General features: G+C 48.0%; 11 protein-coding genes. 8 read left to right on the forward strand and 3 right to left on the reverse strand.

Features of this window, described 5'->3' with window-relative positions; translation table 11 throughout:
* Positions 1 to 115: 115 nt before the first annotated feature.
* Both FE296_RS18075 and FE296_RS18080 read right to left on the reverse strand, forming a co-directional pair.
* Positions 116 to 892 carry an AraC family transcriptional regulator gene (locus FE296_RS18075; RefSeq protein WP_150365880.1) on the reverse strand — a complete coding sequence of 259 codons (777 nt, stop codon included), beginning with the start codon at positions 890 to 892 and terminating at the stop codon, positions 116 to 118.
* Positions 893 to 911: 19 nt separating this feature from the next.
* Positions 912 to 1493 (reverse strand): LysE family translocator, encoded by a 582-nt coding sequence (locus FE296_RS18080; RefSeq protein WP_091020334.1) that lies wholly within the window; start codon positions 1491 to 1493, stop codon positions 912 to 914.
* 205 nt (positions 1494 to 1698) lie between these two features.
* On the opposite strand from FE296_RS18080, the gene FE296_RS18085 reads away from it, so the two are divergent.
* The 6 genes from FE296_RS18085 to mmsB all read left to right on the forward strand — a co-directional run bounded on the left by FE296_RS18085 (position 1699) and on the right by mmsB (position 10103).
* Positions 1699 to 2706: a substrate-binding domain-containing protein gene (locus FE296_RS18085; RefSeq protein ID WP_124116413.1), complete on the forward strand. Its 1008-nt coding sequence runs from the start codon at positions 1699 to 1701 to the stop codon at positions 2704 to 2706.
* 91 nt (positions 2707 to 2797) lie between these two features.
* A complete protein-coding gene (locus FE296_RS18090; protein WP_150366023.1) occupies positions 2798 to 4669 on the forward strand; it encodes a cache domain-containing sensor histidine kinase in 1872 nt (623 codons plus the stop codon).
* 8 nt (positions 4670 to 4677) lie between these two features.
* Entirely contained in the window at positions 4678 to 5982 is a 1305-nt protein-coding gene (locus FE296_RS18095; protein ID WP_411860589.1) for a response regulator, read from the forward strand.
* Between the two features lie 316 nt (positions 5983 to 6298).
* A complete protein-coding gene (gene chvE, locus FE296_RS18100) occupies positions 6299 to 7384 on the forward strand; it encodes a multiple monosaccharide ABC transporter substrate-binding protein (RefSeq protein ID WP_150365881.1) in 1086 nt (361 codons plus the stop codon).
* 21 nt (positions 7385 to 7405) lie between these two features.
* Complete coding sequence (gene mmsA / locus FE296_RS18105) at positions 7406 to 8965, forward strand: multiple monosaccharide ABC transporter ATP-binding protein (protein ID WP_150365882.1); 1560 nt, start codon at positions 7406 to 7408, stop codon at positions 8963 to 8965.
* Positions 8940 to 10103: a multiple monosaccharide ABC transporter permease gene (mmsB, locus tag FE296_RS18110; RefSeq protein ID WP_150365883.1), complete on the forward strand. Its 1164-nt coding sequence runs from the start codon at positions 8940 to 8942 to the stop codon at positions 10101 to 10103. The genes mmsA and mmsB overlap by 26 nt, the downstream gene beginning before the upstream one ends.
* Positions 10104 to 10175: 72 nt before the next feature.
* Here the strand turns inward: mmsB and mgtE are convergent, their stop codons facing one another.
* On the reverse strand, positions 10176 to 11546 hold the full coding sequence (gene mgtE, locus FE296_RS18115) for a magnesium transporter (RefSeq protein WP_124115689.1): 1371 nt from the start codon (positions 11544 to 11546) through the stop codon (positions 10176 to 10178).
* Positions 11547 to 11736: 190 nt separating this feature from the next.
* Between mgtE and FE296_RS18120 the strand changes: the two genes are divergently transcribed.
* Both FE296_RS18120 and FE296_RS18125 read left to right on the forward strand, forming a co-directional pair.
* Positions 11737 to 12441: a DNA alkylation repair protein gene (locus FE296_RS18120; RefSeq protein ID WP_124115690.1), complete on the forward strand. Its 705-nt coding sequence runs from the start codon at positions 11737 to 11739 to the stop codon at positions 12439 to 12441.
* Positions 12442 to 12483: 42 nt separating this feature from the next.
* On the forward strand, positions 12484 to 13038 hold the full coding sequence (locus FE296_RS18125; RefSeq protein ID WP_124115691.1) for a methylated-DNA--[protein]-cysteine S-methyltransferase: 555 nt from the start codon (positions 12484 to 12486) through the stop codon (positions 13036 to 13038).
* Positions 13039 to 13232: the final 194 nt, after the last annotated feature.

Below are 13232 nucleotides of genomic sequence, written 5' to 3' on the forward strand. Positions count from 1 at the left end.
AAAAAAACTAATCCCCGTACAGAGCGTTAAGAAAACTTTGACGTTCTATACGGGGATTTTCAGGAGTGACGTCAAAACTGTATCCAATTGGAGTGAGACTATCGATCCGATAGATCTAATTCAATTGCAACATGTATTCATAAGCTGTGACGCCAAATACCCGTTTGAAATGCCGGTTCAGATGGGTCAGATCAACGAATCCGCAATCGGCAACAGCAGCGTAGACGTCCTTCTGCATTTCGATGGACTGACGGGCACGCTCGACCTTGCAGTTCAAGAAAAACTGGTAGGGGGATATGCCGGCTTGTGCCTTGAATTCACGGATAAACTGAAACTTGGACATGCCGAATTCGGAACTCAGATTGTCCAGCCTAAGCACATCTTCGGTGCTGCAAAACATCATTTCCTTGGCTTTTCGAACCAGACTGTCCTGAGGCAACCAGAGCTTGGGATGCATCTCCTTCTGAGCCAGAAGGTGAACCAGATCGAAGACCCGTTCGCTGCACTCGGCTTCGTCCTGTCTGTGCTGAACGGCATCGTTCAGCATCAGGATCTTCCGTGCAAGCTCGGGATCATAGACGATGGGATTTCCAAAACGCAATTCCTTTTTGCCTATAATCTCATCTACCAAATCCGGCTTCAGATACAGCATCACGTAATCAATGCCCTCTCTATCATAGGAGCTACCATCATGGGACTGTTCACGGTTAAACAACATGACACCATTTTGGTGAGACGCCTGATATTGTCCGTCCAGGTTGTATTGTTGAATGCCGCGCAGGGTTACGCCAACCGCATACTCTTCGTGGCAATGTTTTTTATATGCAAAATCAGTAAAGCTGGCGGATAGTGCCAGCACGTCTTGTGACTTTTTATAGTTAAACCGTTCCATGCAGCACACCTCCCAAGCCTTAGATCAATCCGGATACTATAATGGCTGAGTATAACAAAAAAAGGGCCATGAGAATACTCAGTAATTTTTGGTGGCGATTCAGCAACGTTCTGAAAACTGTGCCAAAAACAACCCAACTGGAGTAGGCCAGAAAACCAATGAAGGTAATGAGCAACACGAATAGAAACGATGAGAATGAACTTTGATAAAAGGGCAATACATAACTTGGGATGACTGTGAACGTAAACAAGACCACCTTTGGATTCACAAACTGCATGATGAAACCGTTCCAGAATCCGGTCACTTGTTTCGGTGCATCCTCGGTGGTACCCATCTTATAGATCTGGTAAGCCAGATACACCATGTACAGGCCGCCGACAATCTGCATCACCTTCAGAATTCCGGGTAACACTCCTGCAAGAAGCTGATTAAGAAAAGCTGAAGCGGTAAGCAGCAGACCAAATGCCAACGTAGCTCCCCAGACATAGCGCATTGTTTTTCGTGCGCCAACGATCTGTGTAGAAGAAAGAATTACGATATTGCTGGGGCCAGGGGTGAATGTAACGACGATGCAGTAGATTAAAAAAGATGCAAGATTCATAATGATGATGCTCTCCTCTGGTGTAGTTTAGTTCCATGATCATACGTCCAGAGGGAGAAACCATATAGTACATTATTGCAGCAGGTACACCGTTCGCAACAGGAGCTTCCTTTTAAAAAGATAAGGGGGAGTTTTCTTTTTGAATGATTGCGTTTACAATTTAAACGAAGTACAAGGTGATCAGACAACTTGAGGAAGTGACGGAATGAAAAAAATGCTGCTTGTTTACATTTTGCTAATCTCAGCATTTGCGTTGTATGTGTTGAGATTCGAATACACCAGTCAGGTAAACAGTTCGTGGGAGGACCGTGGGCTGCGCGGCGATATCGGAGAGACGTATATCATGATTACATTCCAGTCCGGGCTGGAGTATTGGAAGAGCCCACTCAAAGGATTCGAGGATGCCGCGGATGCCCTTGGCGTGACCGTAGAATATCGCGGGGCTACCCGGTATGATGCGAAGGAGCAGACCATGGTAATCGAGCAGGCTATCGCTCGTAAGCCCGCAGGCATTGCTATATCTGCAATCGATCCACAATCGTTAGTACCAGCGATCAACAAGGCAATCGACGCAGATATCCCTGTTGTCTTATTCGACGCGGATGCACCTGATAGCCAGGCCTATTCTTTTCTAGGGACAGATAATTACAAGTCAGGTGTAATGGCTGCCGATAAAATGGCTGAACTGCTGGGACGTGAGGGAGAGGTCGCAGTATTAACCTTGCCTGGGCAACAAAATCATGAAGAGCGGACGAAGGGCTTCCGCGATACGATCAAGGAGAGATACCCTTCCATGCAGATCGTTGAAGTTGCAGACGGACACGGTGATGCGATGGTATCCAGAGACGAAACACAGAGAATGATGAAGGAACATCCCGAGCTGGCGGGTATTTTTGTGACTGAAGCCACCGGAGGAGCAGGGGCGGGGGAAGCCGTTCAAACTGCCGGGGACAGACATCCATTGCAGATTATTTCGTTTGATACAAATAAGGCCACATTGGATATGATCAAGAACGGTACGATCTCAGCTACAATTGCACAGGGAACCTGGAATATGGGATATTGGTCACTCCAATATTTGTTCCATCTGCATCACCAATTAACGGTCCCTGCCCCATCCTCATCCGGTGAAAATGCACCGCTTCCCGTGATGGTGGACACAGGGATCTCTGTGGTGACACGCTCGGATGTGGATGATTACTATGCCAAATAACAAGGAGGATTTCAAGAGTCCAAGGCCTTGGAGCAGGAGAGCAATTCTCTCCACTTTTAAGAATGGGATTCGGCGTTTACGCTTGCGTAATATGCCCCTTCGGTACCAGCTGATGCTGCTTTTTCTGCTATTTGCCATTGTACCTTCCGTAGGGCTTGGGTTGCTTGTGAACTGGACGGTGGAGCGGGTAGTTGAGCGACAGGTTGAAGGGCATACCATGCAACTGATTGGCAAAGTGAATGAAGCTCTTAACAGCAAAATGGAGAATTTGCAGAATATGACCTATCTGATTGCATTTGACCCGGATATTGAGGCTTTTTTGAACGACAAAATGCCGTTGAATGATGATGATGCAGACAGTGAACCGATGAACATGGGCACAATTGCCGAAGCTGAGCAAAATCGGTTATATGGCATCAAACAAACCTTGCAGGGATTCACAACATTGTATCCTGAAATCGCCGGGATTGTTCTCGTCAATGCAAGTGGTGACTATATTAGCAACGAGATGTATCCCCGAGCGGAACAGAGCCTGATTCAGGAAAATTGGTATCAAAAAGCTTCGGCCAATCCGGGCATCTTCATGGTGCTGGGTCAGCCGAAAGAGCGTAATCTCACGACACATGTACGGTACAAGGATGATGAGATTGTATCGGTTGCACGTTCCATAACGGATGAAGCGTCAGGACGTGTGCGGGGTGTTATTATGATTGATCTTAAACTAAGGTCCGTCTCTCAGGCTGCCCGTAATGTAACCTTGGGGAAATCCGGTTATGTGATGGTGACGGATGCTGAAGGTCAAAGTGTATACAAGCCGGAGCACCCGCTAATAGAACACATTCCCACAGACTGGTTCCCCTCCGGTGAGAGTGGAACATTTACCGCCGATACAGAAGGTGGAACGTTATTATTCATGTATCAGTCGTCTACCTTTACGGGTTGGAGAACGGTAGGGGTATTTCCCACGAGAGACTCGATATCCGAAGTACGCCAAATCCAGTTTTACGTGGTTAGCTTTGTATTTGTGGTGTGTTTGTTTGGCCTGAGCGCCTCTTTATGGTTCTCACGTTCCATTGCTCAGCCTATTTTCCGGCTCATGTCCTATATGCGCAGGGCGGAGACCGGCAATCTCAGACCAGGTCGCTGGAGCGACCGGGCTGACGAGATTGGCATGCTTGGCAACAGTTATAACCGAATGCTGGTACAGATTCGACAACTGATATCACTAAATGAATTGAGGGAGCGGCAGAAACGCGACGCTGAAATACGAAGTTTGCAGGAGCATATCAAACCGCACTTTTTGTACAATACCTTGGATACGATTCATTGGATGGCACGCAAAGAGGGTGCAGAAGATGTATCCGGCATGGTTGGTGCGTTATCTCGATTATTTCGTATAGGGCTTAGTAAAGGACAGGATTACATTCCGCTGCATTCCGAGATTGAGCATATGACCAGCTATATGCAAATTCAGCAGACACGATACCGCGATCGTCTTCAGTATACATTGAATATTCCAGAGGAACTGCGGGATCTTTTTGTTTTAAAGCTGCTGCTTCAGCCCCTGATAGAGAATGCAATCTATCATGGAATCAAGGGCAGGCGTGGGCCGGGACACATTCGGGTGGAGGCCAGATTGGAACATAACAGACTGCTGCTGACCGTTCAGGATAATGGAGCAGGCATGTCCAACGAACGGCTTGCCGAGATGCAGCAGCTGCTCGAAGCTCCTTTGGCAAGTTTGGAAGCGTCTTCGCCTGGGATGACAGGCAAAAGTTATGGAATGTTGAATGTGCAGGCCCGTCTCCGGCTGTCCTTTGGCGATGAGTACGGTATTGTGCTGGAGAGCCAGGAAGGGGAAGGAACTAATGTGACCATTATTCATCCGTTGATGCGAGAGCTCCCGGCAACCAAGCAAATCAGTAACGAAGAGAGGCAGGAGAGTGAATGGGAAAATTCATGAAGTCGACCGTGACAACTTCCACTGAAACAGATGAGACATCGGCATTGACTACAGTAATGGAGATTACGCCGGATAGCCATGTGGCGAAGAAATACCGCGTGCTTATCGCTGATGATGAACCGATCATTCGTGAGGGAATTCGGGATGCCATTGACTGGACAACTCTCGGGATGGAGGTTGTTGGTGAAGCGGAAGATGGCGAGGAAGCGCTGGAACGGGCGGCTGATTTGGGTGTGGATATTGTTCTCGTTGATATGAATATGCCATTCCTGAACGGAATCGAACTAATCCGTGCCCTTCAGCAGAAGTGCCCGGGCTGTCGTTACCTGATTATCTCGGGACATGATGAATTTGCATATGCGCAGGAGGCGGTTCGTCTTGGCGTAGAGGATTACATCTTAAAACCTGTGCAAGCAGAACAATTACATGCTGCACTTGAGCGATTGCATCAGCGACTTACTGAAGAGCACCAGAGGACGGCATATGTACAACAGGCAGCTCATCAGATTGAACGTAATATCCCGTTGCTTCGCCAGCGATTTATGCTGGAGTGGCTGGAGGGGCAGGCTGAAGGGAGAGATCTGACCGAGCAGCTTGTGTTTTTGCGGTTACCCGCCGTCCCACCTGTGCAGATCGGGGTCGTACGCTGGCCTGCCGCTGAAGCGCGTCAGACGATACTGAGAGAGAATGATCGTCAGTTGTTTCTGTATGCAGTGGAAAATATAATCGGTGAACTGCTGTCAGACCTGCCGCATGTTCTGTTCCGGGACGCAAGCGGGTTGATCGGCATGTGTCTGTGGCGGGAAGCTCCCGAAGAAATAGAGTCCCTTCTGGAAAAGCAGATCAGTTCTTGCCTGAATATTGCCATTCATGCTCATGTGGAGACACATACAGGGACACTGGAAGAAACGCCGGAAACGTACCGCCATTGCCGTGAACGGGTATACGAAGAAGTGCAGTTGTCCCCTCTGGTTCGCCGGGCGCGACAACTTATTCACGAAGAGTATGCCGAGCGGGAACTGACCCTGGAATCGCTCGCTTTCCGTCTACAAGTATCTGCCGTATACCTTAGTCGTGTGTTGAAGAAAGAGCTGAATGATTCCTTTGTCACACTTGTCACGCATGCCCGCATTCGCAAGGCTGTACAATTATTAGACGCAACAACATTGCCAATTCACACCATAGCTGAGCGTGTAGGTTATGATACCCAGCATTATTTTAGCACCGCGTTCAAAAAAACAATGGGTATATCGCCTGCGCAGTATCGAAAGAATGGAGGGACAGCTGATCGTCCTTCAGCGAATCGAATATAATTACACTTGATCACTAATAGGTGATGTACGATGAATGAGAAGGATGTGTTCTACTTCGTGTGAAGCGAAGTGGAGCATGTCCTTTTTTTTTGGACTCTGAAACGATCCTTCGTCGACTGTGCTCGCAATTCTCGTTTCCATCAAAAGTTAAATTTTTATAAAAAAGGTTCAAAACGTGCAAAGACCTTGTGGCATCCCGAATGCTACCATTGGTCTCAGACAGGAACAGCAAGCAACATGATGCACTATATGTATTGTAAGCGTTATCTTAATAACTCATTCAGAACCGTATAACGTGAGGAAAGGGGAACTTCATATGAAAAAAGGAGCAATGCTCATCTGGCTTCTGGTGATGACCTTGATGCTCTCGGCCTGCAATCTGGCAGAGAGTGGCACAGGCAGTAAGGAAAAGGGATATGTCGGTATATCGATGCCAACCAAATCATCAGAGCGATGGGTGGGAGACGGGGAGAACATGGTCCGTCTGTTTCAGGAGCAGGGGTACAAAACCGATCTTCAGTACGCTGAGGACGTGGTTGAGAATCAGATTTCACAGATTGAAAACATGATCACCAAAGGCGTGGATGTGATGGTCATCGCCTCCGTGGATGGCAACACACTAACGGATGTCATCAAGAAAGCGCATGACGAGGGAATTCAAGTGATCTCGTATGATCGGCTCATTCGCAATACGCCTTACTTGACCTATTACGCCACGTTCGACAATTTCAAAGTGGGTGTGCTTCAAGCCTCCTACATCGAACAAAAGCTTGGGCTCAAGGATGGAAAAGGACCGTATAATATTGAGCTGTTTGGCGGCTCTCCTGATGATAATAACGCCTATTTCTTCTTCGACGGCGCGATGTCTGTGCTTAAGCCGTACATTGAATCCGGCAAACTGGTGGTACGCAGCAAGCAGATGACGATGGCCCAGATTGCGACCTTGCGCTGGGACGGGGCATTAGCCCAGTCACGAATGGATAACCTGCTGAGTGCCTATTACTCGGGTGATCATCTGGATGCCGTGTTATCTCCGTATGATGGAATCAGTATTGGTATCATCTCATCCTTGAAAGGGATCGGTTACGGTACATCGAACAAGCCGCTGCCCGTTATAACAGGACAGGATGCTGAACTTGCCTCGATCAAGTCGATTGTGGCCGGGGAACAGACGCAGACCGTATTCAAGGACACGCGGAAGCTAGCCGAGAAGACAGTAGAGATGGCCAACAGCATTTTGCAAGGTAAACAGGCGGAAGTGAATGATACAAAATCATATAACAACGGTATTAAGGTTGTTCCGGCGTATCTCCTGGATCCCATCTCCGTGGACCGTACAAATGTGGAGCAGGATATCGTGGGGACCCAGTACTACACGAAGGAAGAGATCGGACTGAAATAATAAATGAAAGGAGCACATCCCATGGCCGGAATTATTCTGGAAATGAAGAACATCACCAAAACCTTTCCAGGCGTCAAAGCGCTGGAAAATGTCAATCTGAAAGTTCGTGAAGGCGAAATTCATTCCATATGTGGTGAAAATGGCGCAGGTAAATCTACGTTGATGAAGGTGTTGAGTGGTGTATATCCACATGGCACGTACGAAGGCGACATTTTATTTCAGGGCAAGAAATGTGAGTTCAAGGATATTAAGCAGAGTGAGGATCTGGGAATCGTCATTATCCATCAGGAGTTGGCCCTAATTCCCTACCTTTCGATCGCAGAGAATATCTATTTGGGCAATGAGCGTGCGAACAGAGGAATCGTCGACTGGAAGGAAACTTTTGTGGGTACCCGCGAATTGCTCTCGAAAGTGGGATTAAGCGAAAATCCGAACACGCTGGTATCCAGCATCGGGGTAGGTAAGCAGCAACTGGTCGAAATTGCGAAAGCGCTCTCCAAGAAGGTAAGACTGCTTATTCTGGATGAGCCAACGGCTGCTCTGAACGAGGACGATAGTGAAAATCTGCTGCAATTAATGCTGGAATTCAAGAAACAGGGCATCGCCTGTATCCTGATCTCGCACAAGCTGAATGAAGTATCCAAGGTATCCGATTCCGTAACCATTTTACGGGACGGCAAGACGATTGAGACGCTGGATATGAAGAAGGAAAAAGTGACGGAGGACCGGATTATTAGCGGAATGGTAGGACGTGATCTCACCAGCCGTTATCCGGAGCGTCATGCCACCATTGGTGAAGTTATCCTTGAGGTAAAGGACTGGACGGTATATCACGAACATCATGCCGAGCGGAAAGTACTGGATCAGATCCATATGAATATCAGACGTGGTGAGATTGTCGGTATTGCCGGGCTGATGGGTGCTGGGCGTACAGAGCTTGCCATGAGTATCTTTGGCAAATCCTATGGCCGGAATATTTCGGGTCAACTCATTAAGAATGGTAAACCGATCCACAACAATACCGTCACAGAGGCTATTCAGAACGGTTTTGCTTATGTGACAGAAGACCGCAAGGAATACGGACTCATTCTGATGGATGACATCAAGCGCAATATTTCACTGACGGGTCTCAGCAAGCTGACGCGAAACGCGGTAGTGAACGAGCGCGAAGAAGTGCTAGTAGCGGAAAAGATGAAAAAAAGCATGAACATCAAAGCCCCAAGTATTTTGCAGAAGACCGGTAATTTGAGTGGTGGCAACCAGCAAAAAGTGGTGCTCAGCAAATGGATTTTTGCCGGGCCGGATATTCTTATCCTGGATGAACCTACCCGCGGTATTGATGTGGGAGCGAAATTCGAAATCTATACGATTATTCATCGGCTTGCTGCTGAGGGCAAGGGTGTACTGGTAATCTCATCCGAGCTTCCGGAGGTTCTTGGCCTGTGTGACCGGATCTATGTGATGAATGCCGGGCGAATCACCGGCGAAGTCAGCCGGGAGCAAGCATCGCAGGAAACATTGATGAGATATATGACCAAGTCTGGAGGCGGCAAGCATGGAAATGATAACAAAACTGTTTAAAAATAATATTCGTCAATATGGCATGATTATTGCCTTGGTTGTAATTATGCTTTTGTTCGAGGTACTGACGGGTGGATTATTACTCAAGCCGATTAATATAACGAATCTGATCTTGCAGAACAGCTACATTTTGGTGCTGGCGATCGGAATGGTGCTGGTCATCATTACCGGACATATTGACTTGTCTGTTGGTTCCATTGCAGCCTTTGTTGGTGCGGTTGCCGCGATTATGATGGTTGATTGGCAGCTTCCGGCTTGGCTTGCGGTTATCGCTTCCTTGCTCGTTGGCGCTCTGATCGGTGCATGGCAAGGCTTCTGGATCGCATATGTGCGGATTCCGGCATTTATCGTGACGCTGGCAGGGATGCTGCTGTTCCGCGGCTTAACGATGATCGTTCTGGAGGGGCAATCGATCTCTCCTTTCCCGGGTGGATTCCAGAAAATAAGCTCGGGCTTCCTGGCAGACATTCAATTCTCAGGTTTCGGCCTGGTATCCATCATTGTGGGTCTTGTGCTCACCGTCTGGTACATTGTTAATGAAGTACGAGAACGCCGCTCCCAGCGAAAATATGGATTTGAGGTCGTTTCACAAGGACTGTTTCTGCTCAAGTTGATTGTGGTGGCTGTCGTGACGAATCTGTTTACCTTTGTACTCGCGAGTTATGCGGGTATTCCGAATATCCTGGTTCTGCTGTTTGTCCTGATCGTTGTGTACTCCTTCGTGATGAATCGTACCGTTATGGGACGTCATGTGTATGCACTCGGAGGTAATGAGAAGGCCGCAGGTCTGTCCGGAGTCAAAACGAAAAAGGTAACCTTCTGGGTGTTCGTAAACATGGGTACACTTGCCGCAGTATCCGGGTTGATCTTCGCCGCACGTCTGAATGCTGCAACGCCAAGGGCGGGTACCAACTTCGAGCTGGATGCCATTGCGGCCTGCTTCATCGGTGGTGCTTCCGCTTCAGGCGGCATAGGTACGGTATTTGGTGCCATCATCGGTGGTTTGGTCATGGGTGTGCTTAATAACGGGATGTCCCTGATTGGTCTCGGTATTGACTGGCAGCAGGGGATTAAAGGATTGGTACTGCTGCTCGCTGTAGCATTTGATATCTATAATAAAAATAAAAGATCGGCGTAGCACGTGATACAATCAAAAAAACAGACCTTGATCTCAGGATCAGGTCTGTTTTGCCGTATGCACCACTTTTATCTACATCAAGGCATCGAGGAAACGTGTGGCGATTCCAAAATAGATAAACAGGGACAAGATATCATTCAATGTGGTGATTAGTGGGCCAGAGGCAACAGCTGGGTCGACTTTGAAACGACTAAGCAGAAGCGGGATGCATGTACCGGTCAGTGTACCAATGACAAGAGTGAGGAACAGAGATACCCCAATAATCGCGCCCAGCAGCCAATCCCCTTGCCAGAAATAAGCAATGACGGTGATCAGTAATCCGCATACCAAGCCAATCATTGTGCCTACTTTGATCTCCCGACCAATCAGTGCGAGTACGGTGGCTTTGTCGAGTTTGCGTCCGATCAGTCCGCGTACCACAACAGCCAGAGACTGCGTTCCTGTGTTACCGGTCATACCCGCGATCATCGGCATGAAGAATGCCAGCGCCACAACCTGATTCAGCGTATCCTCGAAAAAATCCACGATGCTTCCCGAAATTAGTCCAATCAGCAGAAGCAGAATGAGCCAGGGGAGTCTGCGTCTAACGGCAACGAGTGGTTTGGTATCAAAGTCGATATCTTTACCGCCACCACCCATCTTGGCCAAATCTTCACTGGCTTCATCCATAATAATATCGATGACATCATCCATTTGGATAATACCGCATAACCTGTGATTCTCATCTACCACCGGAAGTGCAATAAACTCATAGCGTTGCAGAAGCTGTGCCGCTTCCTCCTGGTCCATATCCACTGTTGCATGGATCACCCGCCGGGTCATCAGTTCTTCAACCTGGGTCTTGTCGTCTGCCAAGGCAAGAGAGCGATAACTCACGACACCGACCAGTTTGCCTTCATCATCCGTCACATAGAGGTAACTGGAGGCGGAGATGTGCATGGTACCTTGCGATTGACGTAAGGCTTCCTTGGCTGTCTCGTGAGAGAGCAGGGTCCGGTACCGATCTGTCATGATACGCCCTGCTGTCTCCGGCGGATAATTAAGTACAGACCGAATAATAGCAGAGTGGTCCAGGTTCATGTTGGACAGCAATTCTTCTCTGCGTTTGGCAGGCAAATCGTGCATGAACCGAATCAGATCACTTTTGTCCATCTGCTGCATGACTTCAAGAGTTCGTTCCGGCCCGAGTCGTTCAAACAGTTGAATCTGTTCGTGCAGCTTCAGGGTCTCGGCGAGATCCGCCAGAGCATCGGGTTTGAACAAGAGCAGAAACCGATTGGTTTCTTCTTCAGGGAACTTTTTATATACAAGTGAGAGATCGTAGGGATGCAGTTCTTTCACCAATTTATAAAAATCGGGAAGGTTCCGGGATTGTACATGTTGCACGAGTTGTTCGGTGATCTCCTCCACGGAGAAATCTTTCTTGGTATGAGGTCCGTTCATATCGATACTCCTTTCTATTCGGTCAGCTCCATATTTTTAAACGAAATGGGTTAGCGGTTAAACAAATGGAGAAAAAATGAGAGTCCCAAAATGATATTGTAATCTTGCTCAAACATTCGATATGGGCTTACAAACAGCCGCTGCAAGGATATACTTGTTGTACAGCAACAGACGAGGAGGACATGCGCTAGTGGAAGTAGATATAAGAACACAATTGCTCAGCATGGTCGAGCCGGAATATCAGAAATTCTCGGCTGCACTTATTCCCAACATCACGAATGTACTTGGTGTAAGGTTGCCAGCCTTACGAAAAATTGCCAAGCAGCTTGCCGCCGGGGACTGGCGCACGTATCTGGAAACGGCAGAGGATGAATATTTTGAAGAAGTGATGTTGCAAGCAATGGTCATTGGTCATGTACAGGCTGATCTGGACGAGCTGTTAAAGGCTATTGAAACATTTGTACCGAAGATTGATAACTGGTCGGTATGCGACAGCTTCTGTGCGGGACTGAAATATACGAAGGTCCATTCGGAGCCCATGTGGGCGTTCTTGCAGCCGTATCTGAGATCAGATCAGGAATATGAAATCCGGTTTGGTGTGGTCATGCTGTTGAATTTTTATCTGAATGAGAGATATATCGAACAGGTTCTATCCGCATTGGATCAGATTAGGCACGAGGCGTATTATGTGAAAATGGCAGTTGCTTGGGCCATCTCAATGGCTTATGTGAAACAACCTGAGGTGACCATGCGTTATCTGAACCATAATACCCTGGACGATTTTACGTATAATAAGGCACTTCAGAAAATCACGGAATCTTATCGCGTTGATCCGGAGAGCAAGCAGATGATTCGTAGTATGAAACGTAAGGTGAAGAAGCAAGGTACCTCCTAGTCCTAGCAATAAGCATTCCACCGGGGAGAGGGCGATAAACGAATGAGAAAAAAGTTGATGTACACCACGATGCAGTTGGACGGTCGTCCATGGGTGCTGCTCGCTACGGAACAGGGATTGTGCCGAGTGGTCATGCCCAACGAAACACTGGAGGATTGGAACGGCTGGATACAAAAAGTTGCACCTGGCGTGGAACTGGAAGAGAACGAACACACTCTGAAACAAACAGGTATGATGGACTGGTTACAGTCCTATTTTGCAGGAGAGCCCATGGCTTATACAGATGCGATCCCACTGGACTTGATCGGAACGAACTTTCAGCAGGAGGTATGGAGAGAGCTTGGGCGTGTGCCTTATGGTGAAATTCGGACCTATGGTGATATAGCTGCTGCAATTGGAAGACCTTCGGCTGTGCGAGCAGTTGGGGCTGCCAATGGGGCCAATCCAATTCCGGTTCTGCTACCATGCCACCGTATTATCGGGGCTAATCGCAAGCTGACCGGGTTCCGTGGAGGCCTGGATATGAAGCGTAGACTGCTGGATATCGAACAGATTGAAGGCGTGACCGATGGAGGGCATGCGCGGTTTCATTTTTAATAGACTCACGTAATCAAGAAGATGAAGGTGATTGGACAGGGCAGGCACGTATTGTGCCTGTTTTTTGGCATGTATTGAGGTAGGAACTGGTAAGGAGCAAAAGCTTGAGACTTTTTATGAATAATATAGGCTGAACGCCCTCCTTCAGCGAATTCAAGGTCCATTAAATCATAAGGAAAGTGATGCCTCCAATT

Origin of the sequence: Paenibacillus sp. UASWS1643, assembly GCF_008693195.1 — a bacterium.
GTDB lineage: Bacteria > Bacillota > Bacilli > Paenibacillales > Paenibacillaceae > Paenibacillus > Paenibacillus amylolyticus_B.